Source organism: Pseudomonas artemisiae, assembly GCF_057128685.1.
Map to the genome: position 1 here is coordinate 22,032 of NZ_JBSKHS010000025.1, position 17,362 is coordinate 39,393.

A 17,362-nucleotide genomic window follows, 5' to 3' on the forward strand; every position below is an offset into this window, starting at 1 on the left:
ATTGATAGTTAGCAACCTATCAAATAGACGGCGTTTGTGAATAACCTCGACAAGCTTCAGCTCACTATCAGCAGCGGCATGGTCGCGGCCGCTCGCCATTGGCGGCGCATCTGCCAGACCACCCTGGCCAACTACGGCATTTCCGAGGCCTGCGCGGTGCCTTTGTTGGCCATCGTGCGGCTCGGCGATGGCGTGCGTCAGGTCACCGTGGCCCAAGCCTCGGGGCTGGAAAGCCCTTCGCTGGTACGCCTGCTGGATCAACTCTGCGCCCAAGGTTTCGTGCAGCGCACCGAGGACGCCACGGACCGCCGCGCCAAAGCCCTGAGTTTGACCGCCCGAGGCCGTGAGCTGGCCGAAGCGATCGAGGGTGAACTGGTACGGCTGCGCCGCGAGGTATTGAAAAATGTGGAACAGGCAGACCTGGAAGCCGCCCTGCGGGTGGTGCGGGCGTTCGAGGAAGCAGGGCAGGGTTCGGCTGTATGGGCGTGATGCGCGGCTTTTTCAGCGACCTGCCGCCGGCTCGCGACTGGTGGTACGGGGTGCGCACCTTCGCGGCGTCCATGCTTGCGCTGTACATCGCCTTGAAGCTAGAAATGCCCCGCCCGTATTGGGCCATGGCCACGGTGTATATCGTGTCCAGCCCCTATGTAGGGCCTACCAGTTCCAAAGCCCTGTATCGGTTTCTAGGCACCTTGCTTGGCGCCAGTGCGGCGGTGTTGTTGGTACCATTGTTCGTGCAGGCACCGGCCCTTCTGGTGACCGTAGTGGCCCTGTGGACAGGCACGCTGCTGTTTCTTTCGTTGCACCTGCGTACCGCTAATTTTTATGCGCTGATGCTGGCCGGCTACACCATGCCGATGATCGCCTTGCCGGTGGTGGACAACCCCTCGGCAGTGTTCGATGTTGCCTCGGCGCGCACCCAGGAGATCTTCATCGGCATTGTGTGCGCCGCCGTGGTGGGGGCGATCTTCTGGCCTCGCCGCTTGGCCCCGGTAGTGGCCGGTGCCTTGGATAAATGGTTCACCGAGGCCAACGCCTACAGCCTGCGTTACCTGGCGCGGGACGTCAGCGCCGAGGAAGTCGGCCCGCTACGAGCGTCCATGGTGGTGACCTTTAACTCCCTGGAGCAGATGATCGGCCAGCTGTCCCACGAAGGCGCCACGCCTCAAAGCGTACGCAACCGTAAAGAGCTGCGCGGGCGGATGATCCACCTGCTGCCGACCCTCGATGCCCTGGACGATGCCCTGATGGCACTAGAGCGCCGCGCCCCTGAGCTTAACGCTCAATTGCAGCCGGTGCTCACTCATGCGCAGCAATGGTTGGAAGGCAGCACCCACGACCCCAGCGAAGCGGCCTGGTCGGCCTTGCATCAACATCTGGATCAGGCCCGCCCTACCCTGGACGCCTTGAGCGACCGTCAGCAGTTGCTGCTGGCCAATGCGCTCTATCGCTTGGAGGAGTGGGTCGACCTCTGGCAAGACTGCCGCACGCTGCACAGGGCAATCCGCGACGAACAGCGTACGCCTTGGAAAGCGGTGTACCGGCACTGGCGGCTGGGGCGGCTGACGCCGTTTTTCGACCGTGGCTTGATGTTTTATTCAGCCATGTCCTCCGTAACCGCGATCATGGCCGCTTCGGCGATCTGGATCTGGACCGGCTGGGCAGACGGTGCCAGCGCGGTGATCCTGGCGGCGGTATCGTGCAGTTTCTTCGCTGCCATGGACGACCCGGCGCCGCAGATCTACCGGTTTTTCTTCTGGACTTGCGTATCGGTGGTGCTGTCAGGGCTGTACCTGTTCCTGGTACTGCCTAACTTGCACGACTTCGCCATGTTGGTGCTGGCGTTCGCGATCCCGTTCATCTGGATAGGCGCACTCACGGTTCAGCCGAAGTTCTATCTCGGTACCTTGCTGACGATTGTGAACAGCTCCACCTTCATCAGCATCCAGAGCCAATACGATGCGGACTTCATGGGCTTTATCAACGCCAATATCGCAGGCCCCGCCGGCCTGCTGTTCGCCTTCTGCTGGACGCTGGTGGTCCGGCCCTTTGGCACCGAGGCCGCTGCGCGGCGCTTGACCCGCTTTGGCTGGGAAGACATCACCCGCCTGGGCAAGCCTGGGACCTTGCATGAGCACCGGCGCATGGCCGTGCGCTTGCTGGACCGGCTGATGCAAGTGATGCCTCGCCTGAGCCAGGCTGGGCAAGACACTGGCGGCGCGTTGCGTGATGTGCGGGTGGCGCTGAACCTATTGGATATTCTGGCCTACGCCCCACGGGTAGACGCCACTGCCCAAGTGCTGTTGCAGCAGGTGGTGAATGGAGTGGCGAGCTATTTTGCTGCCTGCCTGGAGGCCGGCGAGCGTTTGCCGGCACCCTTGCCGATCCTTAAAACCCTGGACCGCGCCCGCCGCGCCCTGAATGCGTGTTTGGGCGAGGCCGCCTGCCCGCACCTGCTGCTGGCCTTGAGCGGCCTGCGCCTGACGTTGCTGCCGGGCACCGACGTGGTGGTCGAGGGCGAGCTTGTTCAGGAGCAGCCGCCTTATGGTATCGATGGAGCGCCCTTGTGATCGGTGAAGTAGACATCGGTGGGATTTTCCTGCCTACGCTGCTGGGCTTCATGGCCCTCGCGTATGCGCTGTTTCTAGTGGTGCACGCCGTGCTCAACCGGCTGCATTTCTACCGCCTGGTATGGCACCGGGCGCTGTTCAACATTGCCCTTTATACCGTGCTGCTTGGCGCGGTCGACGTACTTTGCCGAAGCCTGATCACATGAAAAAACCCCTACTGACGTTTGGCCGCCTGCTGTTGACCCTTATCGTGGTAGCGCTTGCCGCGGTGCTGGTGTGGCGCATGGTGATGTACTACATGTTCGCCCCCTGGACCCGCGATGGGCATATCCGCGCCGATATCGTGCAGATCGCCCCGGATGTCTCAGGCCTGATCCAGCAGGTACAGGTGCGCGACAACCAAGCGGTCAAGCGTGGCGATGTGCTGTTCACCATCGACCAGGACCGCTTCCACCTGGCTCTGCGCCAGGCCCAGGCCAGTTACGCCGATCGCAAGGAAACCCTGGCCCAGGCCCAGCGGGAAAACCGCCGCAACCGAGGGCTGGGCAACTTGGTGGCTAAAGAGCAACTGGAAGAAAGCCAGTCGCGGGAGGCGCGTGCTCAGGCAGCGGTACTGGAAGCTCAAGTGGCAGTGGATGCCGCCCAGTTGAACCTGGACCGCTCGGTAATCCGTAGCCCGGTGAACGGCTTTGTGAACGACCGTGCGCCTCGCGAGCATGAGTTCGTCAGCGCAGGCCGTGCTGTGCTGTCGGTGGTGGACGGGGACTCCTACCACATCGACGGCTACTTCGAAGAAACCAAGCTGGCGCATATTCGCATCGGCCAGGGCGTGGATATCCGCGTGATGGGTGACACCCTGCGCCTGAGCGGGCACGTTGAGAGTATTTCTGCCGGTATCGAAGACCGTGACCGTACCAGCGGCAGCAACCTGTTGCCCAACGTAAACCCAGCGTTCAGCTGGGTGCGGCTGGCCCAGCGCATTCCCGTGCGAATTGCCTTCGACCAAGTGCCGGCCGATTTCCGCATGATCGCCGGGCGTACCGCCACCGTGTCGCTGCTCGACGGTACTGGCGTGGTTGATGACACTGGCGTGGTCAACCAGTCGAGGGCGGCGCAATGAGCATTGGTTTACGTGCCTTGGCCCTGGCCGCGATGGTCAGCCTCGCAGCCTGTCAGGCCGTAGGCCCGGACTACCAGCTGCCGAACGAGACAGCGTTTAAGCGGGCAGACCTACAGGGCGGGCTGGTCACAGGCAATGCCCCTGTGGTGTCGGCACCCGTGCCGGGCAACTGGTGGCAGCTTTACCACGACCCCCGCCTGGACCAGCTGGTGCGTGAGGCCTTGGCCTCAAACACCGACCTGCGGGTAGCGGCTGCCAACATTGCCCGGGCCAGCTTCCAAACCCAACAAGCCGAGGCCGAAGGTGGCTTCAATGCCAGTGTCAGCGCCGAGGCGCAGCGGCTGCAGGAGTCGGGCGAAGCTTTTCTATTGGCTGAAAAAGTGCCCGTGGGCAACATAGGCGCGGCGCAGATCAAAACCTCGTACCAGTTCGACCTATGGGGCACCCTCAAGCGCGGTGTGGAAGCGGCCAACGCCAATGCCGACGCTGCCCAGGCGGCCGCCGACACCGCGCGTATCACCGTGGTGGCTGATGTGGTGCGGGCTTACACCCAGGTATGCGCGGCGAACGAAGAGCGTGATATCGCGCTGCATTCTCTGGACTTGCAGCAACAGGGCGTGAACCTGGCGCAGCGCCTGCGCGATGCTGGCCGAGGCGACGAAACCCAGGTCACCCGCACGCAAACCCAGTTCAAATCGCTACGAGCGGAGTTGCCACGCTACCAGGCGGCGCGCGCGGCAGGGCTGTACCGGCTGTCGATGCTGCTGGCGCGCCCGCTCGATCAACTGCCGACGGGCGTGGCCGACTGTGCCGAACTGCCACATATTGCCCAGGCCTTGCCTGTGGGCGATGGCGCTAGCCTGCTCAAGCGCCGTCCGGATGTGCGCCGCGCCGAACGTCAATTGGCCGCTGCCACTGCCCGTATTGGCGTGGCCACCGGCCAGTTGTACCCGGACATCAGTATTGGTGCCACCGTAGGCACCGTGGGCCTGCTTGAAAACCTGGGCACCCCGGAAACCAACCGTTGGGGCTTCGGCCCGATAGTGAGCTGGACACTACCCACCAACGGCGCCCGTGCACGTATTCATGAAGCCGAGGCCGCCACCCAAGGCGCCCTGGCAAGCTTCGATGGCACGGTACTCAATGCCGTGCGAGAGGTACAAACAACCCTGGCCAGTTACGCCGCTGCCCTGGAACGGCGCGATGCCTTGGCCGACGCTGAGCGTTCCGCCCGTGACGCGGCGGATCAGTCTCACCGGTTTTACCTGGCGGGCCGGCAGTCCTTTCTGGAGGACCTCCAGGCCACTCGCACCTACACCAATGCCCGGGCGCAGCTGGCAGAGGCCAATACCCAAGTGGCCATGCAGCAGGTGGACCTGTTCCTGGCCCTGGGTGGCGGCTGGGAACGCCCCGCTGTAGGCGCGGGCAAGTCCGTGAATAAACGGGGCATGCCTACCGCAACAAACTGAACACCCCCTTGGCGCCCCGTTTGATGCGTTCCATCTCGCGGCTGATGGAAAACTCCCCAGCCTCCCGGCGCCTGCGGTTGAGCTGCACGTTCACCGCCGAGGCGTAAAGCGCCTGCAGTCGCTGCTGCAACGCATCCAGGCCGAATGCGGGTAGCCCTGGCGGCAGCGCCACAGTGACCAGGTCAGGCAAGCCTAGCAACTGGCTGTTATAAGCCCCCGCTTCTTGCACCGCAGTAGCGGCCTTGCTGCCATCATTCAAGGCAAAGGCTGCGGGCCAGCTACCTCCGGGCACCAGTCGATCGGCCTGGGTCAGTACGCCCAGCAAGGCTGGCGGCTGATGTTCGAGGTTTTCTGCCCGTGCGAACCAGGCCTTGAGCGCTTCGCGAAACTGCCGGTCCAGGGCCCTGGCTGGCTGATTGGCCTTCAGGGCCCAAATTAGCAAGTCGCACTCGCGTACTTCCTTGAACACCAGCGCCTCCACCGCCTCGCTACCCTCGAGCCCCGGCAGGTCAACCAGGCGGATATTAGGCGCACCGTCAATGGCGCATTCATACACCGTCACCCCATCGGTGGCCGGCAATGCGCTCACTTCGGCGTTGAGGCTGCCGGTCAGGGCGTTGATCAGTGAGGATTTCCCCGCGCCAACCTGGCCCACGAGGCATACCCGCACCGGGTCCAGCGGCGGCGGTGTACGCTGGTCGTCCCTGTCGGTGACCCGGGCCTTCTGTAGTTGATCGTCGTCCAGGCGAAAATGCCCGCCATAGAGGTCGATGGCTGCGCGCAGCACTTCCATCAGCAGCAGGTACTTCAGCCGGTTTTGCACTTCGTCGCTCAGGCCATTGAACACTTCACCGCGGATTTGCGTGAGGGCTTCGGCCACCAAGCCTTGGGGGGAAATCAATCGCGCCGCGCGGTACAGGTTAAAGACTTTGCGCGCTAGCGGGCCGTAGCGCTCTACCTGATCGTTCAAGGTCAGCAACGTGGACAGCCGCAGGTGTTCTACCCCCGGCACATGGGCCTTAAGCACTCGCCGGTAGCGCCGGCTGACCTGCTCGACGATGGCCAGTAATTCAGGTGCCGTGAAAGCCCAGTGAGCACGGTCGGAGCGGGCGTCATAACGGGCCGCGACAAGCCGCACCACAGCCAGTCCGGTTTGCGGCAGCGCCTGCCAAGGGACATCCGTAGCGGCCAGTTCGCGCACCTCCGGTATCAGCGCCTGCTGCACCTCACGGTCCTGCGCGCGCCAGTAGTCCGGGGTGCGCGGCGTGGCTTCTAGCGCTTCTTTCACGGCCGGCCCTACACGCCTATTAAAACGGCGCCGAGCCAGCAACAGCCCCAGGCTGGTCAGTAGGGTACATACCAGCAGGGTGATGATCAGGTGCAGGATATAGCCGTAGCGCACCACTGCGTAGGCACCAAAGCCTGCCAGTACCAATACCGGCAGCACCACCGACAGCAGCGCATACGGCATTACCCGGTCGGACAGCCGCATAAGGGCGGCTATCCCATTAAAGGTTCTTTTCATTGGGCGTTACCGAAGGGCTCTGTTTAAAGGCTTTCTTATAAAGCGTCCGAAGCTCATCGACGGTGATGGGCTCACCGTGGGACAGCCGATAGAAGTACATGCAGGCTGCCCGCCCCAGTGCATAGGTAAAACCGTAGCTGGCCGCGGCAGCCGATGCACTGCCCACCGTTTGCCCCACCACGGGAATTAGCTTCATTAACTGGCGCAGGCCCAGGCGCGACGCGTATTGCACGCCAAAGCCGGTACCCAGGGCGGCACCGAATTCGGCCAGCAGCCTACGGTTGTAGGCCAGCCCGTATTGGTTGGCCAGGCTATGCAGCATCTTCAATTGCACCGCCGGTACCGCCACCAGCCCCACGGCCGGTAGCGCATCGGCGGCACCCGCCGCGCCGGCGTACCACATCACCTCCTTTTTCAAACGCTGGAAGTTGCGCTCTTCCACATCTGCATGACCTTGGTCATCGAACAGCTCAGTGATGATAGGCAAGCGCTCGCCGAGCTTTGTCGTCAGTGCCTGCACACCGTAAGGCTCATCCGCTGTTCCTACGAAATCCACCGCCACGCTGTCTACCACGCCCCATACCTGTTCGACCTGCTGTTGGTTGAGGGCGATGCAGCGCTGGCGCTCGATTGGATCGGTGATTTGCAGTACGCCAGTGTGTACCAACAGGATGTCTCGAATGTTCCCCGAGCGGCGGATTTGTTTGAGGGCATTGAGCACTTGGGATTGCTCGGGGTCTTCAGCCTTCATCACCAGGATCAGCGCATGGCTGTGCTGCTCGCAGTGGGCCAGGTCTGCGCTGGCGTCGTAGTCCGCCTCGGCCAGGCCGCGGGTATCGAGAAAGGCCATTAGCGGTTTATCGGTGGGGTAGGCGTAGCGCGAAGAGGTCATGGTGCAGGGCCGAAAGCCCGCGCCTACGTCCACCTGGTCCAGCCCGGTGAGCGCGCGCACCAGGGACGACTTGCCCGCACCGGTCTTGCCCAGCAGCCACAGCGTGGGCAGTTGCTCGGCGCTGCGCTGGAAAGCAGTTTCCAACGCGCTGTTGGCTTCAGGGTTGAGCGTTCGGGACAGACGGTCGAGCAAGCTCATGGAAAGGGTCCAGAAAAACGATAAAGGTTAGGCCCACGTTGCGCTGAATAAATCCTCGCCCCGTGCTTGCGGCACACAGTTCGCCGTGACGGCGTTGTATCACGTTCTATTCGTGCCGCTCACGCTGGGCATGACTTTCCTGCTTGCCATCATGGGGTCGGTGTACGTGATGACCGGCAAGCAGGTAGACAGGGGCGTGCTGCGATGGCTGCCGTTGCCTAGGCCGGTGTCCGGTTATAACGGCGTGTAATCTTCAAACCCTCCTGATGCGGGTTTTTCCAGGCAGTACGCCCACTTTCCTACGGAAACTTCAGCCGGCGCCGGGTTCAGCCATTACACGGGTGGCCTTTATAGTCAGGCTGAATTCGCAAGGAAGGACGCTGTGGCATGTTCGATCACCGCCAGTACGTACCCGTACTCAAATGGCGCCATGGGGAGTACCTGGCGCTGTCTCATATGAGCGACGCGTTGCGCCAGCGCCTGACCCCCTTACTCGAAATACCCGCCGAGGCGTGGGATTACGAACACCAGCGGCCACAGAAGAGCATTGACGAGCACATCAGCCTGTTCGGGCAGCGCCTGCTGGCCACCTGGGGCAGCCTGCCGTGTTTTGTCGACTCCTGTTACTTGCCACCGGATGCCTTGTGCGCGGACGGCGCTCATCACTTGGAGCGGTTGCTGGAGCTGGCAGCCCTTGCCGGGTGCCTGGCGATACCCGTGACCGGGCTTACCCGGCACTATCAATACCAGGCTGCTACCGCGCGTATCGTGCGCCGCCACGGGCGTGGGTTTTGCCTGAGGTTGATCACCGAGGATTTCGACCACCCCCAGCTCGCCATTCAGCTGGGTGCCTTGCTGGCGTACATGGGTGTGGGCGCCGGGCAGGTCGACCTGCTGATCGACTTCAGCCAGCACATTGCCCGCAGCGCCACTGCCCAGGCCGGCCATGCCCAAGCACTGCTTACCCAAACCCCGCTGCTAGACCACTGGCGCAGCCTTACGCTGATCGGCACCTCGTTTCCCGCGCAGGCTATGGTCGATGAGTGGGGCTCAGGTAATGTAGTGCGGCGCTACGAATGGCTGGCCTACAAGCAACTGCTGCGGCGCCTGGGCCCCGGCCTGCGTCGGCCAGCCTTCGGCGATTACACCATCGCCCACCCGCATACCGGCTTGCTGGACCCTCGTCTCACCGAGCCTACAGCCTGCATCGACTACACCGTGGCCGATGGCTGGTTGCGGGTACGCGCGCGAGCGCCCAATGGCAGGGCTCACTACCACTACCGCAAGCTGTGCCAGCGCGTGCTTAATTCCGGGCAGTTCGATGGCGAGTGTTTTTCCTGGGGCGACGACTACCTGTACCAGTGCGGCGAACATGGCGCGTCCACTGGCTACCCTGCCACGTGGACGGCGGTGGGCAATAATCACCACTTCACCCGTGTGGTGCTGGAATTGGCCAATTTCCATGCGCTTTAAACCTGCGCTTGCTGGCCAGCCGCTGGCCTTTCTTGCATCAGGTGATGCCTTTGGCCGGGATTCGTGAAAAGCTGTGCAGCCTTACCGCCTGGAGCCTGTCGTTATGAGCAAAGCCCTTTCTACCGTCGCCGGGGTTGTAGTGATCGGCGCCGCGGCCATCACAGGCGTGGCCTGGTATACCGGCACCCAGGTGGAGCCACAGCTACGCCAGCAAGTCACCGAAGCCAACCGGCAGCTCAAGGCTTCCCTGGCAGGGCAGGCGGTGAATGCCCAGGTAGAAATGACCGGTTTCGAGCGCCATGTGTTCACCAGCACGGCCCAGTACGTAGCCACGGTACAAGGCCCCACGTTCAACGGGGGAGAACCCTTGCACATAGAGGCGCTGGGCACTATCGAGCACGGCCCGTTCCCGTGGTCCAGGGTCAAGGGTTTGAGCCTGGTGCCCGTGCTGGCGGCGGCGGACTATCAGGTGCAAAGCCAACCGCAATTGAATCAATGGCTGGGCATGGCCGCCGGCCAGGCCCCGCTACGCCTGCAGGCCGCCGTTGGCTATGATCGCAGCGTGAACGCGACTTTCGCGGTACTGCCCGCCTTCTGGCAAGCCAGCCAGGGCAGCATGAAGTTCTCCGGCCTGGAGGGCAACGTTGACGGTACGCTCGATGGCCATACCCTGGAAATGAACGCCCATATTGGCACGCTGGACCTGACCAACGGTGGCCTTGAGCGGCCCGGCACCCTGCAGCTCAAGGACCTCACCCTGCATACCGGCGGTATAAAAGGGGAGTCAGGCTTTTACCTGGGTACCAACGAAGCTCAAGTGGCCTACTTGCGGTTCATTTCCCCCGATGGCCCTACTTTGGCGTTGAGCAAGCTGGGCTTTGTCGGCAGCCTGGAAGAACTGCAAGGCAAACTCAAAGGCAGCATGGATTACCGCGTGGAGCAAGCCACGGTCGGCAACCAGCCCATCGGCAGTCTGCAAATGCGCTGGCTGTTCGACCAATTGGACATCACCGCCACTCGGGAACTGGTCGCCTTCTATCAAGACGTGATCACCCCCCAGGCCCAGGCCGCGGCTCAGGCCAATACCCCCTTCAAACCCCAGCTAACGCCTGAGCAAGAGGCGCAGTGGCAAGCCAGCCTGCAACGTTTGCTCAACGGTCACCCTAGGGTAGAGCTGGCCCCACTGGGCCTGAAAACCCCCAACGGCGAAAGCCACCTAAGCCTGGCCGTGGACCTCACGCAGCCCGCCAACGCCAACCTGCCGCCGGAGCAGCAGCTTCAGCAACTGATCACTCGCCTGGATGCCAAACTCCTGCTGGCCAAAGGCACCCTCCGCGACCTCGCCACCCTGCAAGGCCAAATGCGCGGCGCCACCGATCCCGACACCCTGGCCAAATACGCCGATTCCACCGCCAATATGATCGCCACCCTGGCTACCTTCCAAGGCCTGGCCAAGGTAGAAGGGGAGAGCATCCTGAGCGCCTTGCACTATGAAAACGGCAGGGTGGACTTCAACGGCCAGCAGATGACCGGCGAGGAGTTCGCAGCCTTTGTGATGAGTGCGCTTCAGATGAGGTGAAGGCTTGGCTGGCCTGTGCTGAGCTTCAGGCCGGTCGTTATCGTTCGTTCGAGGTACCGCTGAGCGCGGATTGGGAACCTAAGCTAGGCCATGTGCCACTAGGAAGCTTGACCCTCCAACCTTGGAATGCCGCTGATGTTTCCCCCACGCAATGTGAGCTTGCCTTCATCAATTCCCACCATTTCGATAGAAGACGGCGAGGAGGTTCATAGCAGGGGTATTGAACATCTTGCAACTGAGGCGTTGGAACATTGCATCACTGTTGCGCGCAAGGTGTCCGGCATACCCGACGCACATATGAGGGTCATGCACGATATGGCGCTGTTCACAAAGAGCATAGTTGCGCTGCGCCCGGTTGACCCACGCAACACACCTTTGATCGAGGCCGGCCACCCTACCAAAGGCCTGCACATCAAGGGGAAAAGCGCCAATTGGGGGCCGCAATATGGGTTCATTTGTGTCAACCAGGCGTTCAGCAAATTGCGTGGGGGCGATCCAGGCAAGATCGAGCAGGCGAACGAAAGCGTTAAAACCTGCTTAGGCGAGCATGCGGAGGCAATCGAACTGCACCTCTCACCCAGCCGTTTGAACTATCTGATAGAAGAAGGCGTGTTGATCAAGCAGGGGGGCGGTGAGCGATTCACCTTGCGGGCCACCCCGGCTCAGGCCAATGACCCTGTATTCACAGGCCAGCGCCTGAGCAATGGCGATGTCCGTATCCTCGCTGATGGTGAACCCATGAAGGTGTTAGCGCCGCCATTGGTACCAGGCGCCACAGAGCTGGGCTTGAAACAATTGCCTATGACTGCTGATTACGATTTGTTAGCGGTGCTGCCCGAATGGGAACAATTCGGTGAGCGTAACATCCGTCGGCCGTCGGCCGTCGGTTCATGGGGCCGAGAACATCGCGGCGCCTCAAGGGTTAAGCTCGCCAGACATTCACACCGACAGTTTCGAAGGCTTCAGCTTTTTGCCAAGCCCTGCGAGCCCCACGCTAACGCGTCATGGGCTTAGCGCGGAGGTTTCCTCGCCGTTGAGCGTACCAAGCCTCTCTCGAAAGCCCAGTGTGGCTGACTCGATACACAGCTTTGAGGAGTTATCGCTATCATCGAAGCCCAGCGCCACCCGCCAAGGGCTTTCTGCGCCATCCCTGAGCAGGACCAATAGCGTTTCCAGCCTCAGAAGCTTGTATGAAAACCCCTCACGTAAATCGTCAGTGGCCTCTACCGAGCCCACGGATTACTCATCCACTCATGAACAAGCCATTTGCAACTATGGCAATTCGCGGCTGCGAGAACAGTACAACTCCACGGCCAAAACCGGTTATGCCACCGCTTGGAAGATGCTCCACCATGGAGCCGACATGGGTAATCCCTATTCCAATGAAGCCGACAACTACCCGGCTACGGTCTTTTTGCCACGCCCGTTGGGGGAGTTTGGCCCTGTAGCGATACTGCATACTCCCGAAGACCTGGCTGTGCTTGTTAGGCGGGCCACCGACGCAGGTTATCAGTTCGAGGGGAACAAACAGTGGGCATCGGCGGCACTGGAAAGCCCGGTGCTACGGCGCAAGAGCACATTTGAGCAGCAACTGATCGCCAAGCTGGGCAAAGGGCAAGAAGGAATTGAGCAGTGATGGATATCATCATAAGCAGCCCAAAATAGGGCGATCATGACCACGAAACTGAGATAGACACATCATGCCGCCGAGCCCCGTCCTGTGCTCACGGCGCCTCAATCATTTTCGCCAACCTCACAACGGTTACGCCCTCGCCAAGGTGGCGGATCGACGGCTGTATCAGTATGCAATTGTCGTAGGGCGTGACTACGTCCCGGTCGCCATCACGGGCAATGACAGTACCGGCCCGTTCAATCAGCTCCAGGCCCTTGAAGTCCTCGCAGAAACGAAAGTCCATCGTTTTGGCGATAATGGGTTCGGTGACCTCAACGAAACGCTGTACGGCGGGTTTCATAGGCAGGAGGAATTCGGCTACGTCAGGGTCATCAACGGTACCGGTCAGCATTAGAAAGCGTGCTGCCGTATCCAGGGCGACCGCTGCGCTGACCGCTGAAACATGCTGGCCGGTTTCGATCAGCAAGGCGTTCTTGGGGCTCGATTCGTCGCCGAAACCCTGGAAGTCACGTAGGCGGCGGCCGTTCTTGTGCCCGGCGTCGGCAATTACATACTCAGGAACGCCCAGCTCCGCGGCCATGCGCAGCCCTTTTTTGCATGCGCCGCTCATCATGATCGGCGCGGCTTCTTCATGCATCGAATGGATGTCCAGCAGCAGGTCCACCGTTTCGATGATAGGCCGCAATTCTCGGGCACGGCGCAGTTCGCGGGTTTGTTCGGGACCATCCAGGCGGCTTTCTACCCACACCCGGTTCATGTCTTCGTCCATGTAACGCGTGGCGTCGATATTTTGCGGGTCGAAGTGGTGGTAGGCCTCGACGTTGCCGAAAGCCAGGGTGAGGCGGCCACGACAAGGCCGCAGGCCTTTTTTCAGAAAGCGGTCCAGTGTGATCGCGCCACTGACTTCGTTGCCATGGGTCAATGCCATGATCATCACATGGGGCCCAGCCACGCCGCTGTCGAAACAGTGCACGTAATCAACCCCTGAATCGCTAGTTTTCCACTGGGTGATGTCAGGAAACTCAACTTCGATCGGGTAGGGTTTGAGGGACGCTCGCACGTCTTCGAGAGTTTTCATAAAAGTCTCCGGCAGTAAAAAACGCTTGCGCATCGCCACGCCCGAAGGCGCGGCGGGCCATCAATGGAAAGCAGGGTCGCCTGATGCCTGACCGGCGTTGCGCATGCGGCGGGCGAGGCAGGTCACGGCCAATACACTGATCAGCGCAGTGCCAATCACATAGAAGCTCGGCGCCAGTTTGCTGCCCGTTACATCGATCATCCAGGTGACAATCAAAGGTGCGAACCCGCCAAATAGCGTGACGGAAAAGTTGTAGCTCAGCGCCAACCCGGTGCCACGAATGCTGGTAGGGAAAATATCAGCAAGCATGGCCGGAATCGGCCCCAGGCTGGCGGCGATCAATACACCCACCAGGGCCTGCACCAACAGCAGCGTTGCCACGCTGGGGAAATGATTGAGCAGTACAAACAGTGGGTAGGAAGACAGCCCCGTCATCAACAGCGCCAGGGTCAGTACTTTAAAGCGGCCGAACCGGTCCGACAGCGTGCCGAAGACCGGCGCCATGACCATCAGTGTAAGGCCGGTCACCAGTGCACCCAGGTATGAAGAGGTCGCGGCGATATGCAGCTGCTTCAAAGCGTAAGTTGGCATATACAACTTATGCACATAGTTAAAGGCAGTAGCGCCAGCCACTACGCCAATGGCCAAAAGCAGGCTGTAACGGCCCTTGACCAGTACATCACGCAGAGGGGTTTTCTCGGGTTTATCGGCAGCGACTTTCTGGAAGTCGGGGGTTTCGTCGATCTGGCTCCGGATATAAAACCCTACCGGGCCAATCAGCAGGCCAACGCCGAAGGCCACGCGCCAGCCCCAGTCGCTCAGTTGCACATCCGTCAGCACATAGCTGAGCAGTGCGCTCACACCGGCCGCCAGCACGGTTGCCAGGCCCTGGGTCGACAGTTGCCAACTGGCAAAAAAGCCTCGCCGACGGGGTTCGGCGTGTTCCACCATAAAGGCGGTGGCGGCGCCGAACTCGCCCCCTGTCGAGAAGCCCTGAAGCATGCGCGCAACTACAATCAGCAGCGGTGCCGCCAGGCCAATCTGCTCATAAGAGGGCGTGAAGGTGATCATTGCCGTGCCGATCATCATGATCAAAATCGACACGGTCAGCGATGCCTTGCGGCCTGCGCGGTCGGCGTACGAACCCAGCACAATGGCGCCGAGCGGGCGCATCAGAAACGAGATACCAAAAGAGGCAACGCTTAGCAGCAGCGAGGTGGTTTCGTTATCAGAAGGGAAAAACAACTTGCCGATAACCACCGCGAAATAGCCGTAGATCAGCAGGTCGTAGAACTCCAGTGCGTTGCCAATGCTGGCGGCGACGATCTCCTTCCAAGGCCCACGCTTGCCTGCGGTGAGCGGCGGATTCAAAGCGGATGATGGTGCGGTCATGGCGATGCCCCGGCGATTCACGGTAGGGATCAACCGCCGCAACCGAGCCACGGCGCCGTGCTGATCCTGTTATTTTTTGGAAACAACCCTCTAAGGCTGCTAGGGGAAAGCGGTATTGATGGCCTATGGGTTTAGGTCATCGAAATGCATCAAGTGGGGCTTACTGTTAATCAACGCGCGGCGATGAACAATTGCTGATTCGGCACAGAAACGAGCTATTTCGGCACGGGGCGCTAACCTGCGCTGTTACAAGCCGATGACGGTAGGCAGGTATTTAGTTGGCGCCCAGCTTTAGTGCACCGCTCTGCAGGCCTTTCCATATGCTCATTAGCGGTTCGCCGCGATTGGCGCGCAGCCGATGCAACGAAATATCAAAGGTGAACTGGTACCGCGGCCCTGCGGCGATAACCAGTTCCGAGGCGTGCAAGGCCTTTCTTACGGCCATGCGCGGCAGCCAGGCCAAGCCATTGCCGCGCTTGGCCATTTCAAGAATCGCCTCGTAGGAATCAGCCTCGTAGATCATCCGCAAACTCAACCGGTGCGGCAGGCTAGCCAGGTGCCGCGCCAAAGCACCACGCAGGGTGAGTGAAGGCGACAGCGCCAACCAAGGCACTACAGGGCCTTGGCCGTCGGCGGAAATTGCAAACTTGGGCGTGCCATCGGCCAAGGGCGCGCTGACTGGCAGCAACGCCTCGGTGGTTAGCGTCATGGACTCGAACCGTTCAGGGTCGATCAACAGGTGAGTCTGTGGGCTGGAGAAAATCAGCAGCAGGTCTACCTCGCCCGCGGCGAGGCGCCTGATAGCCTCCTGGGCGCCACTGGTTACGAGGGAAACAGGGAAAACGCCAAAACGCTCGGTGAGTGTTTCATACCAATCAGGGAAAAAATCACTCGCCAAGGTGCGCCCCGTTGCGATCCGCACAGGCGTGCCCTGATCGACACCTGAAGCCTGAAACTGCGCCCGCACGGTGTTCAACAGTTCAAGCGATTGCGTCGCCGCATCCAGAAACAGCAACCCACCGGGAGTGAGCGATAGCGGTTGCTTACGCTCGATCAGCGCAATGCCCGCCCAGTCCTCGAGCGCGCGAATCCTGCGGCCGAAGGCCGGATGGGTCACGCACCGGTTTTCCGCCGCTCGCGACAGGCTGCGCACTCGCGCCAGTTCGATAAAGTCTTCGAGCCATTCCAGCTGCATCGGGGTGTCCTGATTCAAGCGTGCAGGGAAGGAGATTACGTGCTCCATAAAGCTACGTTCTGAACCCGCGCTACCAAACCAAATAATCCTATTTCAACCGCCCCAAGCGCGCGCTTAGCAAGTCGAAAAAGCCTTGGGCATTGCCATTGGCGATCCAGAATACATTCTGCGGTTGCTTGAGGGTGCCGTACCAGTCGGCCACGGTTTGACCGAAGCCAAGCCCTTCTCGGGTGTCGATGGCAAGGTTGACCTGCCGCCCGGAGAACAGCTCGGGTTTAAGCAAAAAGGCGATAACGCTGGCATCATGCACCGGCCCGCCGGGCAGGCCATAGTGTTCCATATCCAGTTTTACGTATTCATTAAGGATGTCCACCACCAGGGTGCTCGCATGGTTGCCAAGGGCGGCGATCTGCTTGAGCCGGGCTTCGCTGGTGAGGATCTTGTGGGTCACGTCCAGCGGCACGTAGGTGAATTTGACACCACTGGCGAGCACGATTTGCGCGGCGTGCGGGTCGGCATAGAGGTTGAACTCGGCCACGGGGGTGATATTGCCGCCATTGAAGTGCGCGCCGCCCATGACCACCACTTCCTTGATGCCTTGGGTGATTTCCGGAGCCTGGGCAAGCGCCAGCGCGAGATTGGTTTGCGGCCCTAGCATGGCGAGGGTGACACTGTGAGGGCGTGCCTGGCTCAGGGTACGAATCAAGTAGGCCACTGCGTTGCCAGGGGCCAGGCCTTTGGCTGGTTCATGTACCTGGATGCCGGGCAACCCTTCCTGCCCATGTACGTTTTCAGCGTAAATCGGCGTGCGCACCAGCGGCCTGGGCGCGCCGGCATACACTGGGACCTCTTCACGGCCTGCCCACTCTCGCGCCAGCCGGGCGTTACGCGAGGTTTTATCCAGCCGTACGTTGCCGGCCACCGTGGTGATTGCCATCACATTCAGTTCTTCAGGCGATGCCAGCGCTAGCAATAACGCCACTACATCATCAGCGCCTGGGTCGGTGTCGATGATCAGGTCACGTTTTTCAGCAGCCTGCACGGCGGTGACAGTGGACATCGCTAAGAACAAAGCACCTCCGATCAGGTATTTGGATAATCCTTTCAACATATCGATAACTCCTTTGAATGAGTACAAGGTTAGCCAGCTGGCACTGGCCCCCTGAACTGCGCCCCAAAACCTGGACAGTGATCGTTAAGCCGTTTGAGCCTGGGCCCTGTACGCTACAGGGCTTAGG

15 protein-coding genes and 1 pseudogene are annotated in these 17,362 nt (G+C 61.0%); 10 read left to right on the forward strand and 6 right to left on the reverse strand.

Annotated features, from left to right (window positions below):
- The first annotated feature begins 78 nt into the window (after window positions 1-78).
- The 5 genes from ACWKV4_RS19890 to ACWKV4_RS19910 are packed head-to-tail and all read left to right on the forward strand — an operon-like array spanning window position 79 to window position 5,159.
- Entirely contained in the window at window positions 79-489 is a 411-nt protein-coding gene (locus tag ACWKV4_RS19890; RefSeq protein ID WP_483833937.1) for a MarR family winged helix-turn-helix transcriptional regulator, read from the forward strand.
- Complete coding sequence (locus tag ACWKV4_RS19895) at window positions 489-2,570, forward strand: FUSC family protein (protein WP_483833936.1); 2,082 nt, start codon at window positions 489-491, stop codon at window positions 2,568-2,570. The genes ACWKV4_RS19890 and ACWKV4_RS19895 overlap by 1 nt, the downstream gene beginning before the upstream one ends.
- Window positions 2,567-2,776: a DUF1656 domain-containing protein gene (locus ACWKV4_RS19900; protein ID WP_483833923.1), complete on the forward strand. Its 210-nt coding sequence runs from the start codon at window positions 2,567-2,569 to the stop codon at window positions 2,774-2,776. Before ACWKV4_RS19895 ends, ACWKV4_RS19900 begins: the two co-directional genes overlap by 4 nt.
- Window positions 2,773-3,690 carry an efflux RND transporter periplasmic adaptor subunit gene (locus ACWKV4_RS19905; RefSeq protein WP_483833922.1) on the forward strand — a complete coding sequence of 306 codons (918 nt, stop codon included), beginning with the start codon at window positions 2,773-2,775 and terminating at the stop codon, window positions 3,688-3,690. Before ACWKV4_RS19900 ends, ACWKV4_RS19905 begins: the two co-directional genes overlap by 4 nt.
- Window positions 3,687-5,159, forward strand: a complete 1,473-nt coding sequence (locus tag ACWKV4_RS19910; protein WP_483833921.1) for an efflux transporter outer membrane subunit — start codon at window positions 3,687-3,689, stop codon at window positions 5,157-5,159. The genes ACWKV4_RS19905 and ACWKV4_RS19910 overlap by 4 nt, the downstream gene beginning before the upstream one ends.
- Here the strand turns inward: ACWKV4_RS19910 and ACWKV4_RS19915 are convergent.
- Complete coding sequence (locus ACWKV4_RS19915) at window positions 5,143-6,684, reverse strand: GTPase family protein (RefSeq protein WP_483839553.1); 1,542 nt, start codon at window positions 6,682-6,684, stop codon at window positions 5,143-5,145. The two genes, ACWKV4_RS19910 and ACWKV4_RS19915, sit on opposite strands and share 17 nt — an antisense overlap.
- Window positions 6,668-7,774: a YcjF family protein gene (locus ACWKV4_RS19920; protein ID WP_483833919.1), complete on the reverse strand. Its 1,107-nt coding sequence runs from the start codon at window positions 7,772-7,774 to the stop codon at window positions 6,668-6,670. Before ACWKV4_RS19920 ends, ACWKV4_RS19915 begins: the two co-directional genes overlap by 17 nt.
- A gap of 43 nt (window positions 7,775-7,817) precedes the next feature.
- On the opposite strand from ACWKV4_RS19920, the pseudogene ACWKV4_RS19925 reads away from it, so the two are divergent.
- The 5 genes and pseudogenes from ACWKV4_RS19925 to ACWKV4_RS19945 all read left to right on the forward strand — a co-directional run.
- Window positions 7,818-7,961, forward strand: a pseudogene (locus ACWKV4_RS19925) (cytochrome ubiquinol oxidase subunit I); the annotation flags it as partial.
- A 200-nt stretch (window positions 7,962-8,161) separates the two neighbouring features.
- The gene (locus tag ACWKV4_RS19930; RefSeq protein ID WP_483833918.1) at window positions 8,162-9,247 is read left to right on the forward strand and encodes a beta family protein; all 1,086 of its coding nucleotides are present in this window, start codon (window positions 8,162-8,164) and stop codon (window positions 9,245-9,247) included.
- Between the two features lie 103 nt (window positions 9,248-9,350).
- Window positions 9,351-10,826 (forward strand): YdgA family protein, encoded by a 1,476-nt coding sequence (locus ACWKV4_RS19935; RefSeq protein WP_483833917.1) that lies wholly within the window; start codon window positions 9,351-9,353, stop codon window positions 10,824-10,826.
- Window positions 10,827-10,961: 135 nt separating this feature from the next.
- Window positions 10,962-11,840 (forward strand): anthrax toxin-like adenylyl cyclase domain-containing protein, encoded by an 879-nt coding sequence (locus ACWKV4_RS19940; protein WP_483833916.1) that lies wholly within the window; start codon window positions 10,962-10,964, stop codon window positions 11,838-11,840.
- A gap of 349 nt (window positions 11,841-12,189) precedes the next feature.
- Window positions 12,190-12,462, forward strand: coding sequence for a hypothetical protein (locus ACWKV4_RS19945; protein ID WP_483833915.1), 273 nt, complete (start codon window positions 12,190-12,192; stop codon window positions 12,460-12,462).
- 88 nt (window positions 12,463-12,550) lie between these two features.
- Here ACWKV4_RS19945 and ACWKV4_RS19950 read toward each other — a convergent pair whose 3' ends face one another.
- The 4 genes from ACWKV4_RS19950 to ACWKV4_RS19965 all read right to left on the reverse strand — a co-directional run bounded on the left by ACWKV4_RS19950 (window position 12,551) and on the right by ACWKV4_RS19965 (window position 17,184).
- Window positions 12,551-13,537, reverse strand: a complete 987-nt coding sequence (locus ACWKV4_RS19950; RefSeq protein ID WP_483833914.1) for a M14 family metallopeptidase — start codon at window positions 13,535-13,537, stop codon at window positions 12,551-12,553.
- 60 nt (window positions 13,538-13,597) lie between these two features.
- Window positions 13,598-14,929 carry an MFS transporter gene (locus ACWKV4_RS19955; RefSeq protein ID WP_483833913.1) on the reverse strand — a complete coding sequence of 444 codons (1,332 nt, stop codon included), beginning with the start codon at window positions 14,927-14,929 and terminating at the stop codon, window positions 13,598-13,600.
- A gap of 274 nt (window positions 14,930-15,203) precedes the next feature.
- Window positions 15,204-16,172 (reverse strand): LysR family transcriptional regulator, encoded by a 969-nt coding sequence (locus ACWKV4_RS19960; protein ID WP_483833912.1) that lies wholly within the window; start codon window positions 16,170-16,172, stop codon window positions 15,204-15,206.
- Window positions 16,173-16,212: 40 nt separating this feature from the next.
- A complete protein-coding gene (locus ACWKV4_RS19965) occupies window positions 16,213-17,184 on the reverse strand; it encodes a nucleoside hydrolase (protein WP_483833935.1) in 972 nt (323 codons plus the stop codon).
- Window positions 17,185-17,362 lie beyond the last annotated feature (178 nt).